The organism is Bacillus sp. N5-665, assembly GCF_022637375.2.
GTDB lineage: Bacteria > Bacillota > Bacilli > Bacillales > Bacillaceae_G > Bacillus_A > Bacillus_A wiedmannii.
In genome coordinates this window covers 4,591,999-4,614,673 of the sequence record NZ_CP093325.1, presented here as the reverse complement: position 1 = coordinate 4,614,673, position 22,675 = coordinate 4,591,999, and the positions used below count along the sequence as shown (strand labels likewise).

The window sequence follows — 22,675 nt, the reverse complement described above, 5'->3', positions numbered from 1 at the left end:
CTTATTTTCCAATTGGAGAATAAGGGACAAATTTTTATGGAGGAGTAAATGCAGCTTTTTACCATTCCCGCCATTCTTCAGTTATATCTTCTTCAGATTCTAAGCCAGCTAATCGTGCTGCTGTATCGATAAATTCATAGAGATCTTCTCTTTCCATTGTTTCGATAAAATGGTCATGTTCGATATTTAGTTCATTTATTTTAATAACTACCTCTTTAACAACTTGCATTACTTCGACTTCGGTTGGATTCTCACCTAATTGCTGTAAATGGTTAATGTAAGTGTCAAGAACCTTATTTGTTGCACTTATATTTTCTTCAGTGAAAAATTCTCCATCTTCATCATACTCAACCCATGAGTTTGTTGGTTTGTTTTTTTTCAATTCATCAAATGTCATGATAACCTCCTAAAAGTGTTTTTTGTCCTTAATCCCATTCTACATTTTCGATCATATATAACAATCATTTAAGAGAACTTTTTTGTAGGCTGCTAGTTTTTTAACTTATTTTGCTCTGCGCATCAATATAGCTTATCGCAAGAATGCATGAATAGATTTCAAACTTTCTACCTTTACGAAAAAGTTTGACTTTATATACGGGTAGTGGTAGTTTAAAACTTATAAGAAAACTCGGGATTAATTCCGAGTTTTCTTATGGGTATAAATATTTCGAGGGGGCCGAAAGATGAAACGGAAATTATTTGCATTACCATTTGTCCTACTATTACTTATTGCATTAGCGGCTTGTTCTGGGGAGAAAGATTCTTCGAAGCAAGCGGGCACTAGTAAATCAGGGACTCCGAAAGATGGAGGAACGTTAACGATTGGTGTTAGCGATAACCCGGATACGATGAATCCGCTTTATGCGAATGATCGTGTGTCATTAACGATACAGCAAGCTTTATATGCACCGCTGTATCATATGGAAGACGGTAAGAAAAAATTTGTTCTTGCTGAAAGTTTTACGCCTTCAGAGGATCAATTAACATGGACTTTAAAACTAAAGGATAATTTGAAATGGCATGACGGCAAGAAGATTACATCAGACGATATTGCATTTACATTCCAGTCTATTTTAGATGAGAAGCAAAATAGTTCAAGTCGTGAAAACTTTATTTTTAAAGGAAAGCCGCTTGAGGTGAAAAAAGTGGATGAGCTAACGACTCAATTCGTGTTACCACAAGTAAGTGCATCTTTTGAAGGGGGTATGAATGATTTCTTCCCAATTCCGAAACATGTATTTGAAGGGGAAGCAGATTTAGCGAAGAGTAAGAAAAACTTAGAGCCTGTAGGATCAGGTCCATTTAAGTTTAAAGAGTATAAATCAGATGAGTACGTTGCATTAGATCGATTCGATGATTATGTCGGAGGTAAAGCTAAATTAGATTCTATCGTATATCGCGTTGTAAAAGACCGTAATACAGCCAATGTTTCACTACAAAATGGTCAAATCAACATGAAGATGATTGAGCCGCAAGACTTTAAGAAATTAGATAGCACTGGGAACTTCTCAATGGTGACATTCCCTGAAGGTAGATTATTCTACTTATCTTATAACCAAAATACAGATCTTATGAAGAAAAAAGAAGTGCGCCAAGCAATCGCACATGCATTAGATAAGAAAGAAATGATTAACTCTGCATTCGTTTCTAGTCAATTTGCAGAACCAGCAAATTCAATCTTAACGCCAGACGCTATGTATTATGCAAAAGACATTAAAGATTATAAGTATGATAAAAAAGAAGCGAAAGATTTATTAGCGAAAGCTGGCGTGAAAGATAAAGAAAAAGTACGCGTCATGTATGTAACGAATAATAAAATTATGGAAAGCTTAGCGCTTTATACACAACAAAAATTACAAGAAGTTGGCTTAGAAGTTGAACTGAATGCATTAGATGCTAGTGCAGCAAGTGAAAAAGGTTTAGATAAAGAGAATAAAGAATATGACATTACATTCGGTGGTTACATAATGGGACCAGAGCCAGATTCATATAAGAGCTTATTCTTAAGTAATGCTGAATACAATTATGCACGTTATAAAAATGCTGACTTCGATAAATTATGGGAAGAAGCTGCAGTTGAAACAGATAAAACGAAACGAGCAGAACTATACCATAAAATTCAAGAGACAGCTAGAGAAGACTTACCTTATCTACCAATCGCATATCCGAAAGCAGTTATTGCAGTAGATAAAAAGTTTGATGGATTGAAAGAAGCAAAAGCAATTCCTGTCACAATGTTTGAAGATTTATCTAAGATTTATGAAGTGAAATAAGAAACAAACAGTAAAGAAGCTGGTGGAAATCAGCTTCTTTAGCTTGAGGGGGGGAAGTTTGTGTATAAAGTAATTGCGAAGAGGCTTTTAAATGCAATTCCGCTTTTATTTGTTATTTCCATTATTTCTTTTTTATTAATAAAACTAGCACCGGGGGATCCTGTACGAAACTTTGTCACGCCGAATATGAGCCCAATTGATGTTGAACGTATTCGCACAAGTTTAGGGCTCGATCAACCAATTTATATGCAGTATATTTTATGGTTAAAAAATATTTTAACAGGGAACTTTGGTTATTCACTTCAAAACCATCGTCCTGTTTTAGATCTTATTGTAGAAAGGTTACCTGCGACAATCGGCTTAATGGGATCGTCTTTACTCGTCTCATTTGTAATCGCAATACCACTAGGACTACTTACAGGTGTGAAAAAGAATTCTATTTTTGATCGCATTGTAAACTTTATCTCTTATGTGGGAATTTCAATGCCAGTCTTTTGGTTCGCTTTACTATTAATCTACTTATTCTCTTTAAAGTTGAATCTTCTTCCGAGTATGGGTATGCGTACAGTCGGTCAAGATTCCGTCTGGGATATTGTCCAGCACGGCATTTTGCCTTGCATGGTGCTTGCGTTCCAAAACATCTCTGTTTATATGAGATATATTCGCTCAAGTACAATTCAGCAATTAGAAGAAGACTATGTGCAAATTCAATATGCGTACGGTGCTTCGAAGAAAACAGTTTTATTTAATCACGTACTTCGAAATGTATTAATACCGATCATTACAATTTTCGGATTATCGATTCCAAGTTTAGTAGGCGGGGCGTTTATTACGGAAACAGTATTCTCATGGCCAGGACTTGGTTCACTTGGGGTAAATGCTATTTTTAGATTTGATTATCCGATTATCATGGCAATTACATTACTATCATCATTCATGTTAATTCTCGGTAACTTAATTGCTGATATTTTATATGGCGTAGTAGATCCGCGCATTCGAATGAGGGGGTGATTTGGAATGAATAATAGGAGATTTCAAACGATAAAACATAGCTTTACGAAAAATAAGTTTGTTGCAATGGGAGTTATTATACTTGCAGTTTTAACGGTCGCATCAATTTTTGCATTCGTATCACCGTACGATCCTAGCAAAATGTCGATTCCAGATCGCTTACAAGAACCGGGTATGAGTCATCCTTTCGGAACGGATGATTACGGAAGAGATTACTTAACGAGAGCGTTATATGGCGGACGAGTTTCACTTGCGGTCGGTTTCCTTGCAATGGTTGTATCTATTACAATCGGAACCGCAGTTGGAACAATTAGTGGATATTTTGGCGGAAAGTTAGACAACTTCTTAATGCGAATTGTGGAAGTACTTATGTCAATTCCATCATTCTTCTTAATGCTGTTATTAAATGCTTATTTAAAACCAGGAATTACGACGTTAGTTCTTATTATTGGATTACTAACATGGATGGACACCGCACGTATTGTAAGGGCAGAAACACTATCTGTAAAAGAGCGTGAGTACGTTTTATATGCAAAAGTATCAGGACAAAAATCACTAACAATTATTGTAAGACATATCATTCCTAACATTTTATCAACCATTATTATCGCCGCGACATTAACAATTGCGACATCGATTTTAATGGAATCATCACTTAGCTTTTTAGGTTTAGGTATTAGAGAACCAGATTCTTCTTGGGGCAGTATGCTAAACAATGCGCAAGGGTATATTGGCGAAGCTTGGTATTTAACACTCTTCCCAGGATTCCTTATCCTGTTAACGGTACTTAGTTTTAACGTAATTGGTGAAGCATTGAAGAAAGCTTTCGCACCAAAAGGAGCTGGAAATGAAAACTAAAGTGTTAAGTGAAAGGAGTGAGAAGCGTGTCTGAAAAACTGTTAGAAGTGAATAATTTAAAGACTTCTTTTTTCATAGAAAGCGGAGAAGTAGAAGCGGTTCGTGGCGTTACATTTCGTTTAAATAAAGGAGAAGTAGTTGGTATCGTTGGGGAGTCTGGAAGTGGAAAAAGTGTGATGGCGAAGTCTGTTATGTCTCTTGTCACATCACCAGGAAAAGTGAAAGAAGGGGAAATCCTTTTTCATAATGAAAATATCCTTTCTAAATCTGAAAAAGAATTACGTTCTATTAGAGGAAATCAAATTTCACTTATATCCCAAGATCCAATGTCTGCGCTAAATCCAGTCGTGAAAATTGGAAAACAAATGACGGAAGTAATTATACGGCATCAAAAAGTGAAAAAGAAAGAAGCGGAGCAGATCGCAGTCAATTTGTTAAAACAAGTCGGTCTTTCTTCACCAGAAGAAAGGGTAAAACAATATCCGCATGAACTAAGCGGTGGAATGAAGCAGCGAGTTATGATCGCAATGGCGATGTCTTGTAACCCAGACCTTCTCATTGCGGACGAACCGACGACAGCACTTGATGTAACGATACAAGCACAAATACTAGATTTAATGAAAAACTTAAAAAACGAAACGAACATGGCGTTACTTCTTATTACGCATGACTTAGGAATAGTCGCACAAAACTGTACACGTGTTATCGTTATGTATGGCGGACTTATTATGGAAGAAGGACCTGTACTTGATATTTTCCAATCACCAAATCATCCATATACGAAAGGGCTATTAAACTCTCTGCCGAAAATATTGAACGGCGTAAAAGAAAGACTCGCGCCAATTCAAGGTGTAACGCCAAACTTATTAAACCCGCCACAAGGTTGCCCATTCGCAGAGCGTTGCCCGCATGCGATGGACATTTGTGAAAAAGAGCGTCCGCCATATTTTGAAATTGGAAACGAAAGACGTTCCATGTGCTGGTTAAACGATAAGACAGTAGGTGAATTACATGCATGAAGAAAACTTAATTGAAGTTCGAAGCTTAAAAAAATACTTTCCTATTAAAAAGGGGCTATTCGGCAGAAAAACAGAGCAATTAAAAGCAGTCGATGACTTAAGTTTCACAATTAAAAAGGGTGAAACATTCGGATTAGTAGGAGAATCTGGCTGCGGAAAGTCAACGACAGGAAGAAGCATCATTCGTTTACACGATGTCACTTCAGGTAACGTTTTATTCGACGGAAAAGACATCGCAAGTTTAAAGGAAAGTGAACTAAAAGAATATAGAAAAAGAATGCAAATCATTTTCCAAGATCCATACGCATCATTAAACCCGGCAATGAACGTATTCCAAATTATTAGCGAGCCAATGAACATTCACGGCTCTTACGAAAAAGAAGAACAAAAAGAAATCATATTAGACCTGCTAAAAAAAGTAGGCCTAAAAGAAGAACACTTATATCGCTACCCGCACGAATTTAGCGGAGGCCAAAGACAGCGTATCAGCATCGCGCGCGCACTATCTGTAAAACCAGATTTTATCCTATGCGACGAACCAATCTCAGCACTAGATGTCTCAGTCCAAGCACAAGTTGTAAACATGCTGCAAGACATCCAAGAAGAAACAGGCGTCACATACTTATTCATCGCACATGACCTATCTATGGTAAGACACATATCAGACCGAATCGGAGTCATGTACTTAGGAAACATAGTAGAAATTGCCGACAGCGAAGACCTATACACAAAACCGGCACATCCATACACACAAGCACTACTCTCATCTATGCCAGAACCAGATCCAACAAACATAGGAAAAGAACGGATCATCTTAGAGGGAGAAGTACCAAGCCCACTCAACTCACCATCCGGCTGCAAATTCAGAACGCGCTGCAAATTCGCCACTGAAAAATGCGCACAGGAAGTACCGAAGATGGTGGAGATTGCGAAAGGGCATCAGGTGGCTTGTCATTTGTTTTAGAGTGGGGGGAAGCATCGGGGGGACCTGGTGCTTTTTTCTTTGCAGGGGTATTACGATTTACAAACGCTTAAAGCTGAAAAAGGAAATGTGGAAATTCCTTATGAGGCAGCAGTTGAAGAAGGTACGATTTTATTGCAAGTCACAAAAGATGATAAGGTCATTTATGAAGAAGAAGTCACTTCTCAAAAGAAGGTTTGCTTTCTTTTGAAGCGCCAAAACCCGGATCATATGATTTAATTGTACGCGTGAAGGGTGAAGAAGAGAAAGCGAAAGAAATTCAAATACATACGAAGCTATGAAAAAACGGCAAGCGGAGCATACTCGCTTGCCGTTTCCATTTCCAGTTGGTTCTGGCATAACAAATGCTCATCAATTTTAAGAAGTAAACGTAAAGTAATTCTAAAATATACAATATTTCACTTTCGGCGATGTAATCTCTAATAAAAGATTCAATAAATTTCATAATATAAATATTTAATTCTAATCATTAAAAATCCTACTTTTTCTTACTTTAATTGTTTCTAAAATATAAAGAAGAATACCTAAACCAAATATTTTTTCAGCATTAGAAATATTATTACTTAATTTAATAATCGGTACATTTAAGCCAAATCTTTTACTCCATTCTAAAGGCATATATCCCCTCTTGCAGTTTATTAATATACGATCATCCATTGTATGAAAAGACGTTTCGAAAAAATCAAATTCCACTTCTATCTCAGAAATTTTTATCTCTTTTTCATTCATCAAAGAACCACGTACCATTCCAAATCCTTGTATCATATTTTCTTTAAACATACCTACACAATTATAATTCGAATCATAAATAGCCCAATCATAATTTTCAACTTCACTTTGAAAATATGCAAGAATTTCTCCATCACTTGCTTCCAATCCAAAAACTTCTTTATTTTTTAAAATAGGTAATGTTGAAGAAATCATCTTTGTTCCTGCTACATATCTTCCATCAGGAGTATATAAACCTAAATGTTTATTATTGCCGGGTAATTCTAACAAAACATAAGTATCAATATCCCAAAATGTTAAATCATTTTTAACTATATTTTTTTCTAGTAAATTTCCTTTTCTTAATTGCCAAAATCCAATACTAAAAAATACAAGAGAAGCTATAATAATTAAGATTACTGGTCCCCAATTAATATTACCCCAAGTATTATACATACCAATTAATCCATAAAGAAAAAGCCCAGTTCCAATTAAACACTTCAACTTCCCCTTTTTTTTATAATACTCAAATAATTCCACGCAAACACCTCTATCAGTTGATTTTAATACTCCAATTATTCTTTAAATATAACAAAGAAAAAATGTATAATCTAACGTTTTTTCGAAAATATAATTAAAAAAATAGTAATTCTAAATAAATTAAATTTGAAATATATCAAGATTATTATCTTTTTCTTCTTTATTAATTCCAATATATTTCAGGGTGATGTGTGGTGTGCTATGGTTAAGAATTTCTTGTAACATAGCAACATCTTTTGTTTGTTTATAGAACCAATAGCCGAAGGTTTTTCGCATGGTGTGGGTACCAATGGATTCTACATCGGCAAAATCTCCGGCTTTTTGCAATTGTCGATAAGCCTGGATCTTACTAATGGGTTGATCTCCTTTTCGAGAAGGGAATAACCAGGTACTTTCTAGTATTTGGCTATAAGAGTATACTTCGTCAAAAATAGAAGTAAGGTTAATCATACGTTCTTTCTTCGTTTTTCCTTCTTTGATTTTGAATTCTTTTCTTTTTTTGCGTTTTAATTTCAATATGGTTTGTGTTTCAAGTTGAAGTAGATCGCTCACACGTAATCCGGTATGGATGCCGATAAGAAACAGAATATAGTCTCGTTCAGAACAATGACGTTTAAGAGCCCATTTCATATCTTCAATTTGTTCTTTGCTACGGATGGGTTGGACATCAATGAGATGTTGTTTTTTGTTCATGGATTTTTGACCTCTTTATTAATAGTGTTTTGAATGTATACTTTTATTGTGTATTTTGAGGATATCAGGAGAATTGGAGAAAAGTTAATGTTTTCAGGGGTTTGAAAGTAAACTAATATTAAAAAGTTTGCTTTCAAATTAGAAAGGGTTAGTCCCTCACTCTACTCCAGCTAAAAACCTCACACCCAAAAACAAAGGGGAACTCAATTATTCAAATTCATATAAAGTTTCAATCTTGTCTAAGTATCCATTAGGATATACAATGGATCATCCATTTTTCTTTACATAATCTCCAGATACAGTCCATATCAACTATAGATTCTTGTCTTATGCTAAATGTAATCAAAAAGCAAGTAGATAAAGATAATGACTAAAACATTAACTCTAGATACTTTTTTGATGAATATTACAAATAAACAGGAGGTAATGAAAAATGATTAAAACATTATTAGCAGGAGCACTTTTAAGTACAGGATTGGTAGCGGGAGGTGCAGATGATGCGAAAATGGACAATTTAAAGTCAAATGAAGGTAGTTCAAATCAAGTAATTACACAGAGTGTAGATGGAACAACGTCTTTCTCACAAAACTTTGATTTACTTAAAGATGCAGTGCCAGCAACTCCTAAAGGAAACGCAAAAACTGTTGAAAGAACAGAGGGTACAGGTTCTCAAGAAGGAAAAATGGTACCAACAAAAGAAGGTACAGATTCTCAACCAGGATTTGAAATGGGATCCCCTGAGAAACCAGAATATGCAAAAACAGTTGAAAGAACAGAAGGTACAGATTCTCAAGAAGGAAAAATGGTACCAGCAAAAGAAGGAAATTAAATAATATATAGTTATAACGAGGAGCATCCAAAAAGTGGTGCTCTTTTTATATTATAGGGATTAACCAGTTTTACTGAATATAGAACTGTAGGAGGAATTGAGACTAGAACATGGGGGCCTATCTCTTCAAATCATGGTGTTTAGGGCAATAGTTTTGGTGGTAACGTTACAATACAAACATTTTATTAGAGATTTTCTAAATTTACATACACTCTAGATAGACTACATATCAACTTCAGATACCTGTTTTATGATACAAGTAATCAAACAAAAGGAGGGCAATACAAAATGATTAAAACAGTATTAACAGGGCACTCTTTTAAGTACAGGAGATTATTAGCAGGTGGAGCAAATGTTGAAGATGTACAGACAGATAAGCATATTCCATATGAACAAGATGAATTGCAGCAAATTCTAGAAAAGTAGGATTCGAAGAAGTTTGAGTTATAAAAAGAAAATAGATAAATATAGTGAAATAGATAAATTAACAAGAGAAAAGTACTTTGTGTATATCACAGGTGATTTTTATTTTCATTTGGATATAGGACTTGAATCAAATTTTTATACTAAAATATATACGGCAAAAAGGAGGGAGTACATTGCACAAAATTATTTATGGAATATTAATTTTAATTTATACTTTGTATTCATTTTTTGTAAGTGACGGAAGTGAAGTAAGGTTTATTATGCTGTTAACTATAGTACTTATCTTTTCTGTGGTTTTAGAAAAAGGAAATGCAAACAAAACGACTGATTAAGGGTCGTTTTGTTTGCATTTTTTTAATTGGCTATTATAGTCCAGATGTTTTAGGGGGAGCACCAAATTTCGTTTTTGAGACACTATTAAATTTTTAGTTGATGAAAATACGGTACAACTCCTACTAGAGAAAACACCCGCCAAAATAGAAAACTTTTAACCTATTATCCTTTATTCCGTAGCTTTTAAGGTGTTTAACACGACTTTGGTTGCGTCTGCAATAAGTTTATCATCGTATTCAGCATCCTCTTTACCATGATTAGAAAGTATAGCAAGAACAATCGGATTTTTATTTGGTGGCCAAATAATTGCGATATCATTTCTTGTTCCGTAAGATCCCGCGCCTGTTTTATCAGCTACTTCCCATCCTTTTGGTACGCCAGCACGAATCAATTTATCTCCAGTTGTATTTCTCTTCATCCAATCTACTAATAGTTCACGTTTTTCTATTGGAAGTGCAGTTCCTAATGTAAATGATTGAAGTGTCTTAGCTATTGCTTCTGGTGTACTGGTATCATGTGTTTCTCCTGGATGCACTTCATTTAATTCAGGTTCAAATCGTTCTGAAGTAGTAACAGTATCTCCCATTTCTCTCAAGATTTTTTCAAATTCAGAGGGACCTCCTAACTGTTTAAGAATCAAATTATGTGCTGTGCTGTCACTATATCGAACAGAAGCATCTGCAAGTTCTTTTAACGTCATTCCTGTATCAACATGCTTTTCAGTAATTGGATTATAATTAGAAAGATCTTCATGAGTATACGTAATCCTTTGATCAAGAGCTTCTAATGAGTTCTTGCGTAAAAGAGCGCCCACAGCTAATGATTTAGATGTAGATGCAAACGCAAAACGATCATCTGAATGATAAGCAATAGTTTGATTCGTACCTGTGTCCAGTGCATAAATACCAAGCTTAGCATCATATTCTTTTTCAAGTTTAGCAAAAGATTGATTTCCTGTATTTTCTTGTTTAATTTGATTAGCTTGATTCGTTTGTTTAGGTGGTTCAGATTGAGCATTACTATTGGAACAGCCTATAAGTGATACACATGAAAGTAATACTACAGGTTGATATTATCCCCTTTAGGTAGACAGTGTGAAAAAGACCATGTATACACATGGATGTTACACTATTACTTGGAGGGGATTTTTCATGGCCAAAAAAGGTACAACATTTAATACATACTCAAATGAGATAAAGTTATCAGCTGTTCAAAGTTATTTAAACGGTGAAGGAAGCTACGATATGATAGCGGAGAAATATCAGATTAGAAGCTCTACACAACTTAAAAATTGGGTGAAAAAATATAAAGAATGTGGTGAAATTACAGATACTCGTGGGGAAAATAATAAAATGAAAGGTATACCTAACCCTTTAAAAGTTAAACGGATTCATTTTAAAACTGTTGAAGAAGAGCGTGATTACTATAAGGCTCAGGTTGAATATTTAAAAAAGCAGTATCCAAATCTGTAAATGGGGGCGTACTAAAATATAAAGAACGATATCATATCATTGAATTACTAAAGAGAAAATATCCCGTTATATGGCTTACTAATTTTGCGGGTGTACATCGCTCAAGTTACTATAAGTGGGTTCATACAAAAAGTATGAACAACATACGACTAGAATCCGATAAACGATTAAAAAAGGTAATTCAATCTATTCACGTAAAGCACAAAGAATATGGTTATCCACGTATGAAAATTGCTTTAGAAGAAGAGGGTTATTTTATAAATCACAAAAAGGTATATCGATTAATGAGTGATCTTAACATTCAGTCTATTATTCGGAAGAAGCGTCGCTTCTTTAAAGGGAATTATTCTAATACTTTTCCAAATGTTTTAAACCGTGAATTCAAAGATCGCCAACAAAATGAAGCACTTGTTACAGACATTACCTACCTAAGATTTAAAGAGGGCTTCCGCTATCTTTCTGTTGTACAAGATATTTATAATAACGAAGTTGTTTCTTGGAAAATATCCAAGCGTAATGATAATGAACTTGTATTAGATACAATTGAAATGTTGGCACAAAAAAGAGATGTGCGTGGAACCATTCTCCATTCAGATCAGGGGTTCCAGTACACATCTCATGCCTACAACAAACGACTTTTAGATTTAGGTATCATTGGCAGCCACTCTCGCAAAGGAAACTGCCATGATAATGCCTGTATCGAGTCATTTTTCTCCCATTTTAAATCGGAGATGTTGTATTTGAATCATTTTAAAACAGAAGCGGATTTAATACAAGCAATTGAAGAATATATTTACTTTTATAACTATAAACGTTTCCAAAAACGACTCAACCATCGAGCTCCGATAGAATATCGAATCTCGATGGCTGCTTAGTCTTTTTAATACTGTCTACTTGACAGGGATAAGACCAAGACCAGGTACAATCTTTTTGTAATGTAAAATGTTACAGAACTTGTTTAAAACGAACATAAATTTTCAACCTCTTTCAAGAATATATGGATTTTGTCTAGGTATTCTAAATACCAATGCAATTAAAGATGGCATTGGGTAACAATACTACTGCAGCTAAAATTTCACAGGTTAAATGACATCCAAAACGTTTATCCCGCTATTTGCCGGGCAGTAAGACCCCCGCTGATTAAAGTTTCACTTTATATGATTGATAAGTCACAGTTTGCGTTATTTCTTTTTTGTTTCCACTTGTAATGATTCACCTGTGAAAGTATTAAACTTGTAATACTTAACCGTAGTATTACAATACATGTTTTTTACTTTTGGGAATAATAAGTCCTTTCATTTTTTTATAATACATAAAAATAGATGTCAAACGGGATATGTTGTATCCAATCTGGACAGCTCATATTAGAAATACACTTATTAGACACTCTAAGTAATAAATTTGTTCCACTTTAAGATGAGGAAGAATTTGGGGTTTGTAAAATAACAATGGAACTACGTGTTTTTTCGTCATACAAAAACCTCTACATATAAGTAGAGGTTTTTAAATTGTATATTAATGAATTATGCTTTTTTAGAAAAAGAAAATCGAGTTCAGGTAAACGAAGAACATAGAATACGTAATTTTAACTAGATTTATTATTAGCTAGTTTATCCCCACCACCAAGCTCCGCCTCAATCTGCGAAGTCTTCGATGACTCATCCATACGCCAATACGTAATAAAGCTTATCGCGATACATCCAGCTACGTAGAAGTAGAATAGTGATTCCATTCCGATACTCTTTAGCCATAATGCGATGAACTCTGCAGTTCCGCCAAATATCGCAACGGTTAGTGCGTACGGTAAACCTACGCCAAGTGCGCGAATTTCAGTTGGGAAGAGTTCGGCTTTTACAATTGCGTTAATGGAAGTGTAACCAGTAACGATAATGAGGCCGACCATCATGAGTAAAAATGCTACCATTGGTTCTGTTGTTTTTTCCATAAAGAAGAAGATTGGTGCTGTTAGTAACGTTCCGAGAATACCGAAAGTCATTAATAGTGGGCGGCGTCCAATTTTATCGGATAGTAGCCCCGCAATTGGTTGAAGTACGACGAAAATAAGTAGTGCGACAAAGTTAATCCAGCTTACAACTTCTTTCGGGAGACCGACTGTGTTTACCATGAACTTTTGTAAATATGTTGTGTACGTATAGAATGCGACAGTGCCTCCTAATGTTAGACCGACTACTGTTAATACTGCTTTCGGGTGTTTCATAAGCGCACGAACGGTTCCTGCGCTTTCGCGTTTTTGCGATTTTATGTTTGAAAACTGCTCCGATTCATCCATTGTGCGGCGAAGCCATAATACAGCTACTGCTCCCATCGCCCCAATAATGAATGGAATACGCCAACCCCAAGCTTTCATATCGGGCTCGCTTAGCAATTGCTGAAGAACAATTTGAACGCCTAACGCAACCATCTGTCCAGCAACGAGCGTTACATATTGGAAACTTGAATAAAAACCACGGCGTCCACTACTAGCCATTTCAGATAAATACGTTGCGGAAGTTCCGTACTCTCCGCCAAGTGATAGTCCTTGAAGTAAACGGGCAAGAACTAAAATAATTGGCGCCATAATCCCAATGCTTTCGTAACTAGGTGTACAGGCGATAATTAAAGAACCACCGGCCATAACTGTAATCGAAAGCGTTAATGCTGCCCGGCGTCCGTGCCGATCTGCATAGCGTCCCATTAATAAACTTCCGATAGGGCGCATTAAAAATCCAACTGCGAAAATAGCCGCAGTGTTCAGTAACTGACTCGTTGGATCGCCTTTAGGAAAGAACTCTGCTGAAAAATAAACAGCGAAAGCAGAGTAAACGTACCAGTCGTACCATTCAATTAAATTGCCGACTGAACCTTTGAAAATATTGCCGGCGACTCGATTAGATTTTGCTTGAGCCATAATCATTCCTCCTCTTGCTTAGTAATAAAAGGTATATATGAAAGCGTGTTCATTGTAGTTGAATTGTACTGTCTATAGAATTAAATCTCAATATTATGACAGTTTTATTCTTTTTGTACTTTATGTACACGGAGAGTTTTAATAGTTGCTTCATTTTTAGTTTTGTCATAATAATAGAAAAAGGAGATTGATAGTTTTGAATATTTCATCAAAGGATATGAAGCATGAAAAAATCACGAAAAGTGTCATTGCAAACGAAAATAGTAAGCTTAATTATTACGTTAATTTTATTTGTCGTTCTCCTATTAGCGGGAATATTTGTTTACATTCAGTCCGTTGATACGAAGCGCCAAGTGGAGCAGCTAGCACTGCAAACAGCGAAGTCGCTTTCTTTTATGCCAGCTATAAAAGATGCTTTTCAAAATAACGAGCATAAAAGTACGATTCAATCCATTGCAGAACAAGTTCGTGAGCAAGCTAGTGCAGATTATGTCATTATAGAAGATTGCTATGGGGTTATGTACTCCCATTCTAATCAGGAGTTGATTGGAACAAAAAGTAACAATCCATATAACTATGAAGCACTCACTTTTGGCGGTTATTATACGCTTGAAGGAAATGGTGAAAGTGGTCCAGCTTTAATGGCGAAGGCGCCCATTATTGTTCATAACGGAGACTACGATCAAGTCGTAGGCGTTGTGACAGTGGAGTTTCTAATAAAAGGTATTGAATCTAACATACTGAGCAGAACGAAAGAAATTATCCTCTTTTCCGTAGCGGTGTTATTAGCCGGAATTGTTGGCGGCATTCTTTTAGCACGTAGCATTCGTAAAGATACACTCGGTTTAGAGCCGAATGAAATCGCAGCGCTATACCGGGAACGAAGTGCGATACTACTATCTATAAAAGAAGGGATTATTGCTATCGATCAAAACGGGTTTATTACGATGATGAACACGTCGGCAGAAGAGATGCTACATGTAAATGGTGATTATATGCAGCAACACATTTCAAAAGTTTTACCAGAATTTAATATGGGGAGAGTGCTAGAAAACGATCAAGAAATCGCGTTTCAAGATAAAGTGTTTATTTTAAATAGGACGCCGATACTCGAAAATAACAGTACGGTAGGCGTTGTATGTAGTTTTAGAGATAAAACAGAACTGCAAAACTTAGTGAATACGATATCTGAGGTAAGAAAGTATTCAGAGGACTTACGCGCTCAAACACATGAATTTACAAATAAACTTTTCGTTTTATCAGGATTACTTCAGTTAGGACATTACAAAGAAGCGATTGAATTTATCCAACAAGAATCTAACATTCATCAAAGCCAAAACCATATTTTATTCCATCAAATTCATGATGCGAAAGTACAAGCTATTTTATTAGGAAAACTCGGAACTGCATCTGAGAAGAAAATTGATTTTCATATTGAAGGAGATAGTGCGCTTCATCCATTACCAGAGCATATAAAAGTTTCGCACCTTATTACGATACTTGGAAACATAATCGATAATGCATTTGATGCGGTGAGTGAGCAAGAGGAGAAGAATGTTTCCTTCTTTGTTACGGATATTGGACACGATATTGTGTTTGAAGTGATAGATAGTGGAGCAGGGATACTGGCAGAAAAAATCACGACCATTTTTCAAAAAGGATTTTCAACGAAAGGCAACGATCGTGGTTACGGGCTAGCAAACGTGAAAGAAATGGTAGATCTACTAGGAGGAACAATTGAAATTCAAAACGAGAAAAATGGGGGAGCGATTTTTACAATTTACCTTCCGAAAACATTGAAAGAAAGTACATGACAAACAGGAGGATGGGCATATGTTGAAGGTTGCAATTGCAGAAGATGATTTTCGCGTCGCGCAAATTCAGGAGGAGTTTTTATCAAAAATAAAGGACGTAAAAGTGATTGGAAAAGCATTGAACGCGAAAGAAACGATGGAACTACTACAAAGGGAAGAAATCGATTTGCTTCTATTAGATAATTATTTACCAGATGGAATCGGAACCGACTTATTGCCGAAAATTCATGCTGATTTTCCAAACGTTGACGTCATTATGGTGACAGCGGCGAACGAAAACCATATGTTAGAAAAAGCAATTCGAAATGGCGTAAGCAACTACCTTATAAAACCGGTCACATTAGAAAAATTTGTTCGCACAATTGAAGACTATAAGAGAAAGAAGCAATTATTACATAGTAACAATGAAGTGAATCAAGCACTCATAGATAACTTTTTCGGTACTTCGCAAACACAAGACGTAAAAAACTTACCGACAGGCGTTGATCCGTTAACACTGCAAAAAGTAAAAGACATTATAAAAGGATTCGAAGAGGGCATTACAATAGAAGAAATGGGAGAGCAAATGGGTGCTTCCAGAACAACCGCAAGAAGATACTTAGAATATTTAGTGGCGACAAACGAATGCACAGTAGAGTACACATACGGCATTATCGGACGACCAGAACGAAAATATCGAATAGGGCGAGGACTATGAAAAACCGATTATTACTATATATATGGATCATGACAGGAGTAATAGCTGGTTGTTCCTCTGAAAAATCCCATACGAATAAAGTGAACATCGACAAAGTAGAAATCGTTGCGCCGAACGTTCAAGGAGCCGGATGGGACTTAACAGCACGAGCGATGCAAAAAACGCTGACAGAAGAAAAAATCTTCACAAAACCAATCACAGTCACAAACAAAGTAGGTGGCAGTGGTGACGTCGGATGGAAATATACGAAACAAAAAGGCGGACATGTACTGGCGATTAACTCAAGCTTACTCATAACGAACAACCTACTAGGCCACAGTAAACTAACATATAAAGACTTCACACCGCTCGCAACACTCGCGTCGGACTGGGAGGTCGTTGTCGTATCAAAAGATAGCATCATAGATAACGCAAACGAACTAATGGAACAACTAAAACAAAACAAGAAAAACTTCAAAATCGGCGTTGCCCCAGGTCTAGGAAACGACGATCACCTATCCTTCGTACAAGTAAGCAAAGCCTTCGGCATAAACCCAGCCGAACTACAATTCTTCGTCTACGAAAACAAAGAAAAAATCATAAACGCCCTAACGAACAAACAAATAGACGCCGCAACCATGACCCTATCCGAAGCCGAAAAACAATACAAAGCCAGCAAAATAAAAATACTAGCCGTATCCGCACCAAAACGACTAGACCGCCTACCAGAAATCCCAACATGGAAAGAACAAGGAATCGACGTCATATTCCAGCACTGGAAAGGAATCATGGGCCCGAAAGATATGACGGAGGAAGAGGTTGCTTATTGGGATGGTGTTATTAAGAAGATGGTGGAGAGTGATAGTTGGAAGGGGATTTTGAGGGAGCGGGGTTGGGAGAGTTTTTATAAGGGGAGTGGGGAGACGCGGGGGTTTTTGGAGGAGAGTAGTGGGTGGTATGGGGGGATGGTTAAGCTTAGTAATTAATGCATGTATATTTGTAAGAAATAGGATATGTGACGTAAATAATGTCACATTATGAGTTATGATTAATTTATAACAAATTATTAAAATGATTATTAAAGAGTATTGATTCACAAATTTATAAACGGCGGGTGTGGGGAATGGATTATAATTTTGAGATTTTATCACTTTTAGATAATTCGATGGAGTTTGAGAAGTTGCATAGTAAGTTTAATCGTTTTAATCCTTTTAAAATATTGAAGGTAGATAAATTTGAGATTAGGCATTCTAATATGATTGCTTGGTTACTTGATCCTACGGAGAATCATCATTTAAGTTCTATGTTTGTAAATAAAATACTTTCTAAAACGTTTGTAAAAGCAGAGAATGAGGAACGGATTGGTCAATATGATTTTATTAAGTTACATAAGCAGTCTCTTCAAGATTTGGAAGTTTTCCGTGAGGTACAGACGAATTATAATAAACGAATTGATATTTTGGCGATATCAGAGGCACAAAAGGTTGCTATTCTTATTGAGAATAAATATAAGTCATCTGAATCGGATGGACAATTACAAAATTACATAGATTTTGTTAGCGGAAAATATGCAGGGTATACGATCATTCCAATCTTTTTAAGTTTAGATGGTAGTGTGCCGAGTCATGAGTCGTATCTTACTTTAGATTATGGAGATATATTAAATATACTAAAAGGGCAATTAGATATTTATAGTGAGTATACGTCTAGTACGATAAAAAATTTTCTTTCCTACTATATTGATATATTAGAGGGGGAACTTGTTCGTGATGAGGAAGACATTGAACTAGCGTTAACAGTGTATAAGAGCCATAAGGCCGCTGTTGATTTTCTATGCTTAAATGGTAACGGAAAAGTAGTTGGAAAGTTTGTTAATAAAGAGTTGTTAAGTGCTGTGAAGAAGTTGAACGCTGAAGAAAAGGAAGATCTTCGCAAAATTTATAAGAAGTATGCTGAAACGCTGCACTTTATACATGGAGCTGGCAATAGCGTCATGAGAGAGGCATTTTTACAATTTGTAGAGAAAAATCAAATACCGGAAGATTGCTACCATGAACATATTCGCATTCCATCTTTCATTTTCGAAGAATGGAAACAACTTGATGAGATTGTTGGAGCTCCAAATCATGAGTGGTGGCTAAATAATGCTCTTATAACTTGGTTTGAGAGAAAAGCAGATGGACGTATGAAACTTATCGTTGAAGTTGGGCCGTTGGAATACAAGCAGAGATTAAAGTTATTATGCAAGTTAGAGGAAAATGGAATTACTATTAAAGAAAAATCAAAAGAAGCTGGATCCATGTATACAAGAATTTATGCTGGATATGAAAATATAAGTGATTGGGCAGATCAAGATGAAATTCTCCGTGTGATGAATGATATGTATAACAATGCTGATTTTAATCAAGTGGTTGCAGCTATAGGAGATACTATAAAAGGGCTTGTATACGGAGAAGAGGATTCTTCTTCTGAAATTGTTGCGGTAGAAAGCAGTCAAACAGATGTGGATACTTTAGCTAACGCTTTTCAATTATTCGTCCATGAACAAAAGTTCCAAGAAGGTTTTTACAATATTCATCACCGACTACCATCATTTATTATGCCGGAGTTTCGCAAACTCGAAGAACAATTTGGAACACCGAAATGGAATTGGTGGTTAAATAACTGTGCAATTATGTGGTTTGAACGCTTGAAGGATAATAGATTGAAACTGACGCTAGAAATTGGACCACTAGAATCACAAAAGAGATTAGCGCTATTAACAAGGCTTGAAAATAAAGGAAGAAAAATAAGTGCAGCGGCGAAAAGGCCAGAAGCGTCGTATACAAGAATTTACACAAATACAAGTAATATAAGTAATTGGTCAGATGAAGACATTGTTATACAGGCTATGAACGAGTTATTTAATGATACGGACTGTCAAAATATTATTCAGATGTTAACAGACATTGCTAAAGAGGAAGTTCATATTTAAAAGCAATGCCAAGTGCAGAGGAATGTACTTGGCATTTGTTTTAATGTAATAAAGGAGATTAGTCATTAATGAAATTAGCAAAAACAGAGATACAACAATTTATTTTAAAACAATTGGAGCTTTTTAAGTTGAAAGAATTAGATGCCGAATTCGCAGTTCGAGGACTGGATTTTGATCCGAACATGTTTATTCGTGCAGGAGAAATGGGATTAGAAATAGGGTTTCATAGATTAGTATGGAATAGTCCTGCTGTACCAGATATGACACGGTTTACGCATCATATATTATTATGGGAACATCTAGAGGAATTAAGTGACAGTGAGAAAGCAGTGGAAATAAAAGAGAGTGTTAGTATGGTGGCTGATTTTAGAAAGAGGCGGTATCAGCAGTGTCAGTTTTGTAATACAAAGACTTTGCCGGAACATCTTGATAGAGATGGTGTATGTTATGGATGTGCTACTGAACATTTTGGAGTGATATATTGATGATTTGGAAGTATATAGAAACAACTTGAAAGATGATTCTATTCTTTTATACTTGAATGAGGATGGATGAATAGAAACGAGGAATTATATGAGTAAATTAAGTAACTGCCTATACATGATTGAACTCCTGCATGCGAGAGGGAAAATGAGGATTAGTGAGTTGGCAGAATTGTTAGAAGTGAAAGAGCGGATGGTCCGTATTTATCGTGATGATATTGAAATGGCAGGTATAAAAATAGAGACAACGAAAGGCAGGTACGGTGGTTATTCTCTTTCGAATACATCGCTATTTCCCATTAAAAATATGTCGCAACAAGAGCTAGATGCATTAACATTCTCTATTCAAAAACTAGTTTCAAAAGGTAATGATATTTATGCAAAGGACGCACAAGTAGCGTTAGATAAATTGAATGCCGTTCGGAAAGTAGAAACGAATAAAGACCGCCATATATATTTTGTGCAAAGATCGAAGCCAAATTATGCATTTTCGAATGAAAATCAAAAATATGTACAACTACAAGAAGCGCTATTTACAAGAAGCAAAGTAAAAATCCAGTATGAGAATCTGTCTGGTGAAAGATCAGAACGAATTATCGACCCGTACGGCTTTGTGCACTACAACGAATTCTTTTACTGCCTAGCACTGTGCAATGATAAAAAAGAAAAACGTATGTTTAAACTATCTCGAATAAAAGATATTAAAACTTTGTATGATACATATAAAATACCCGACAATTTCGATATCAGAAAAGAATTTCCGAAATTCGGCATCATGAAAGAACCGTTAGAGGTAGAATTACTCATCTATCCACCATTCGCCGTATCCGTACCAGAATCCATTTGGGGAGAGAATCAAAAGATAGAACATAATGATGATGGCAGCATTCTTTTCCGGGCGACAATGAGCGGGAAAGAGTCGATTAAGAAATGGATTTTGGGTATGGGTGCTTCGGTTAGGGTGATGGAACCTAGGGGCTTGAGGGAAGAGGTTGTTGAGGAGGGTAGGAAGTTGTTGGAGATTTATGAGTTTGTTGGCTTATAAACTATTAGAAGTTTAGATAATGATACTTAAATAGATAGCAGTTATTTAGAGTATTGGATATACATAGAGAATGTTTTTACCAAAAAAGACAGAAATGAACAAGGTGGGGGATAGTATGGAAAGAGCTATAAAATATGATGCAACTAATCCATTGAGTATTGAAAAATATGCTCAACAGCTTATAGGAAAGAGCTTTTTAGATGTTGTAAAAGAAGCAGAGATAAATGAAGATATTAAAGTTAATATTGTTGATAAATATGGTAAATCAAAAAATAAAGGTAGCTTGGGGCAACTTCTTGAAGAGCACTATTTTGGGTATAAACTTAATAGCAATCAACAAGCTGATTTTTATGAAGCAGGTGTTGAGCTTAAGGTTTCTCCATATCAAAAGTTAAAAAGGGGTAGGCTAAGCGCTGGTGAACGATTAGTTATTACAATGATAGGTTATGATAGGCCAATTGAACTGGATTTTGAGACATCCCATGTGTTTGAGAAAATTAAAATACTTTTGTTAGTATATTATTTGCGTGATAAGGACATTGAAAATAAACTTTTATATCCAATCGATTTTATTAAATTATTTTCTCCACCAGAAGAGGATATGAAAATAATTAAAGATGATTACGAGAAGATAGTTCGTAAAATTCAAAATGGAAGAGCGCATGAACTTTCTGAGGGCGACACAATGTACTTAGGTGCCTGTACGAAGGGAGCTACAGCTAAAAAAAGTACTGTTCCACAGTACTATGGGGAAAATATTCCTGCGCGTAAAAGGGCTTTTTGTTTTAAAAATTCATATATGACATATATTTTGAATAAGTATATTGCGGGAAATTTAGATACTTATGAACCTATTGTTCAGGATGCAGGAGAATTAAAGCATATTACATTTGATAAACTGGTTATATTGAAGATTAATTCTTATGTAGGATACATGGATACAGAGCTATGTAACTTATTTGGTCGAGAATATAATGGTAATAAATCTCAATGGATTGATTTAGCATACCGAATGTTAGGAATAAAATCTAATAGAGCAGCAGAGTTTTTAAAGGCTAATATTGTTGTGAAAGCAATAAGGTTAGAAGAGAATGGTTCTATAAAAGAAAGTAGTTCTCTGCCCCAAATGAAATTAAAGGAATTTATTAATGAAGAATGGGAAGAGTCGAAACTACGATCTTATTTTGAAGAAACAAAGTTTTTATTTGTTGTTTTTAAAAAAAATGGACAATTTTACGAGTTAAAAGGGTGTCAAATGTGGAATATGCCCTATACAGATTTAGAGTGTATTGTAAAATCCGGATGGCAGAATGTAAAATCTATTGTTACTAATGGTGTTAAATTGATTAAAACAGAGCGGGGAAATGGTATAGCTATTATGAATAATTTACCTGGTAAGAAGGAGAATGCTATTATTCATATGAAAGCCCATTGTGGTCAATCCTTTTATGTACTGGAAGATGGAGAAGAAGTAGGTAAAGGAAATTATTCTCATGCAGAGGAATTACCTGATGGTAGATGGATGGTAAAACAAAGTTTTTGGATTAATAATACTTATATTTTGAAACAACTTAATGGGAATTTGAAATAGGTAGGGATAAAAGAAATAAGTTGTGAGATTAATTTTGTTGA

General features: G+C 35.5%; 21 protein-coding genes and 2 pseudogenes. 18 read left to right on the top strand and 5 right to left on the bottom strand.

Going from position 1 to position 22,675, the window contains the following annotated elements:
- Positions 1–58 precede the first annotated feature (58 nt).
- Complete coding sequence (locus tag MNO09_RS26320) at positions 59–397, bottom strand: hypothetical protein (RefSeq protein ID WP_000141759.1); 339 nt, start codon at positions 395–397, stop codon at positions 59–61.
- Positions 398–683: 286 nt separating this feature from the next.
- Between MNO09_RS26320 and MNO09_RS26315 the strand changes: the two genes are divergently transcribed.
- The 6 genes and pseudogenes from MNO09_RS26315 to MNO09_RS26290 form a co-directional block, all read left to right on the top strand.
- Positions 684–2,273: an ABC transporter substrate-binding protein gene (locus tag MNO09_RS26315; protein ID WP_088107423.1), complete on the top strand. Its 1,590-nt coding sequence runs from the start codon at positions 684–686 to the stop codon at positions 2,271–2,273.
- Positions 2,274–2,333: 60 nt separating this feature from the next.
- Positions 2,334–3,284 (top strand): ABC transporter permease, encoded by a 951-nt coding sequence (locus MNO09_RS26310; RefSeq protein ID WP_088107422.1) that lies wholly within the window; start codon positions 2,334–2,336, stop codon positions 3,282–3,284.
- A 6-nt stretch (positions 3,285–3,290) separates the two neighbouring features.
- Positions 3,291–4,142, top strand: coding sequence for an ABC transporter permease (locus tag MNO09_RS26305; RefSeq protein ID WP_088107421.1), 852 nt, complete (start codon positions 3,291–3,293; stop codon positions 4,140–4,142).
- A 26-nt stretch (positions 4,143–4,168) separates the two neighbouring features.
- A complete protein-coding gene (locus MNO09_RS26300) occupies positions 4,169–5,161 on the top strand; it encodes an ABC transporter ATP-binding protein (RefSeq protein ID WP_088107420.1) in 993 nt (330 codons plus the stop codon).
- The gene (locus MNO09_RS26295) at positions 5,154–6,125 is read left to right on the top strand and encodes an ABC transporter ATP-binding protein (RefSeq protein WP_140399258.1); all 972 of its coding nucleotides are present in this window, start codon (positions 5,154–5,156) and stop codon (positions 6,123–6,125) included. Before MNO09_RS26300 ends, MNO09_RS26295 begins: the two co-directional genes overlap by 8 nt.
- Before the next feature lie 24 nt (positions 6,126–6,149).
- A pseudogene (locus MNO09_RS26290) lies at positions 6,150–6,424 on the top strand (BA_1872 family lipoprotein); the annotation flags it as partial.
- A gap of 181 nt (positions 6,425–6,605) precedes the next feature.
- Here the strand turns inward: MNO09_RS26290 and MNO09_RS26285 are convergent.
- Together MNO09_RS26285 and MNO09_RS26280 are read right to left on the bottom strand one after the other, a co-directional pair.
- Positions 6,606–7,391 carry an ABC transporter ATP-binding protein gene (locus MNO09_RS26285; protein ID WP_088107418.1) on the bottom strand — a complete coding sequence of 262 codons (786 nt, stop codon included), beginning with the start codon at positions 7,389–7,391 and terminating at the stop codon, positions 6,606–6,608.
- A 120-nt stretch (positions 7,392–7,511) separates the two neighbouring features.
- On the bottom strand, positions 7,512–8,084 hold the full coding sequence (locus MNO09_RS26280) for a tyrosine-type recombinase/integrase (RefSeq protein ID WP_061672103.1): 573 nt from the start codon (positions 8,082–8,084) through the stop codon (positions 7,512–7,514).
- Positions 8,085–8,517: 433 nt separating this feature from the next.
- Between MNO09_RS26280 and MNO09_RS26275 the strand changes: the two genes are divergently transcribed.
- From MNO09_RS26275 to MNO09_RS26265, 3 genes are all read left to right on the top strand, one after another.
- On the top strand, positions 8,518–8,913 hold the full coding sequence (locus tag MNO09_RS26275) for a hypothetical protein (protein WP_061672102.1): 396 nt from the start codon (positions 8,518–8,520) through the stop codon (positions 8,911–8,913).
- Positions 8,914–9,201: 288 nt separating this feature from the next.
- Positions 9,202–9,339, top strand: coding sequence for a hypothetical protein (locus MNO09_RS26270; RefSeq protein WP_170771053.1), 138 nt, complete (start codon positions 9,202–9,204; stop codon positions 9,337–9,339).
- Between the two features lie 173 nt (positions 9,340–9,512).
- On the top strand, positions 9,513–9,671 hold the full coding sequence (locus MNO09_RS26265; RefSeq protein ID WP_000548946.1) for a hypothetical protein: 159 nt from the start codon (positions 9,513–9,515) through the stop codon (positions 9,669–9,671).
- Positions 9,672–9,841: 170 nt separating this feature from the next.
- Here MNO09_RS26265 and bla read toward each other — a convergent pair.
- Positions 9,842–10,738: pseudogene (gene bla, locus MNO09_RS26260) on the bottom strand (class A beta-lactamase); the annotation flags it as partial.
- Positions 10,739–10,823: 85 nt separating this feature from the next.
- Here bla and MNO09_RS26255 point away from each other — a divergent pair.
- Positions 10,824–11,144 (top strand): helix-turn-helix domain-containing protein, encoded by a 321-nt coding sequence (locus tag MNO09_RS26255; RefSeq protein ID WP_070169591.1) that lies wholly within the window; start codon positions 10,824–10,826, stop codon positions 11,142–11,144.
- Positions 11,114–12,019, top strand: coding sequence for an IS3 family transposase (locus MNO09_RS26250; protein WP_116480688.1), 906 nt, complete (start codon positions 11,114–11,116; stop codon positions 12,017–12,019). Before MNO09_RS26255 ends, MNO09_RS26250 begins: the two co-directional genes overlap by 31 nt.
- A gap of 710 nt (positions 12,020–12,729) precedes the next feature.
- Here MNO09_RS26250 and MNO09_RS26245 read toward each other — a convergent pair.
- Entirely contained in the window at positions 12,730–14,052 is a 1,323-nt protein-coding gene (locus tag MNO09_RS26245) for an MFS transporter (RefSeq protein ID WP_088106895.1), read from the bottom strand.
- A 224-nt stretch (positions 14,053–14,276) separates the two neighbouring features.
- On the opposite strand from MNO09_RS26245, the gene MNO09_RS26240 reads away from it, so the two are divergent.
- From MNO09_RS26240 to MNO09_RS26210, 7 genes are all read left to right on the top strand, one after another.
- A complete protein-coding gene (locus MNO09_RS26240; RefSeq protein WP_088106896.1) occupies positions 14,277–15,866 on the top strand; it encodes an ATP-binding protein in 1,590 nt (529 codons plus the stop codon).
- 19 nt (positions 15,867–15,885) lie between these two features.
- The gene (locus tag MNO09_RS26235) at positions 15,886–16,563 is read left to right on the top strand and encodes a response regulator (protein WP_048561559.1); all 678 of its coding nucleotides are present in this window, start codon (positions 15,886–15,888) and stop codon (positions 16,561–16,563) included.
- Complete coding sequence (locus MNO09_RS26230) at positions 16,560–17,528, top strand: tripartite tricarboxylate transporter substrate binding protein (protein ID WP_088106897.1); 969 nt, start codon at positions 16,560–16,562, stop codon at positions 17,526–17,528. Before MNO09_RS26235 ends, MNO09_RS26230 begins: the two co-directional genes overlap by 4 nt.
- Positions 17,529–17,665: 137 nt before the next feature.
- Positions 17,666–19,516, top strand: a complete 1,851-nt coding sequence (locus tag MNO09_RS26225) for a PDDEXK-like family protein (RefSeq protein WP_088106898.1) — start codon at positions 17,666–17,668, stop codon at positions 19,514–19,516.
- A 68-nt stretch (positions 19,517–19,584) separates the two neighbouring features.
- Positions 19,585–20,001 (top strand): hypothetical protein, encoded by a 417-nt coding sequence (locus MNO09_RS26220; RefSeq protein WP_088106899.1) that lies wholly within the window; start codon positions 19,585–19,587, stop codon positions 19,999–20,001.
- Between the two features lie 88 nt (positions 20,002–20,089).
- Positions 20,090–21,043, top strand: coding sequence for a helix-turn-helix transcriptional regulator (locus MNO09_RS26215; protein ID WP_088106900.1), 954 nt, complete (start codon positions 20,090–20,092; stop codon positions 21,041–21,043).
- A gap of 115 nt (positions 21,044–21,158) precedes the next feature.
- The gene (locus MNO09_RS26210; RefSeq protein WP_098116490.1) at positions 21,159–22,634 is read left to right on the top strand and encodes a Sau3AI family type II restriction endonuclease; all 1,476 of its coding nucleotides are present in this window, start codon (positions 21,159–21,161) and stop codon (positions 22,632–22,634) included.
- The last annotated feature ends 41 nt before the right edge of the window (positions 22,635–22,675 follow it).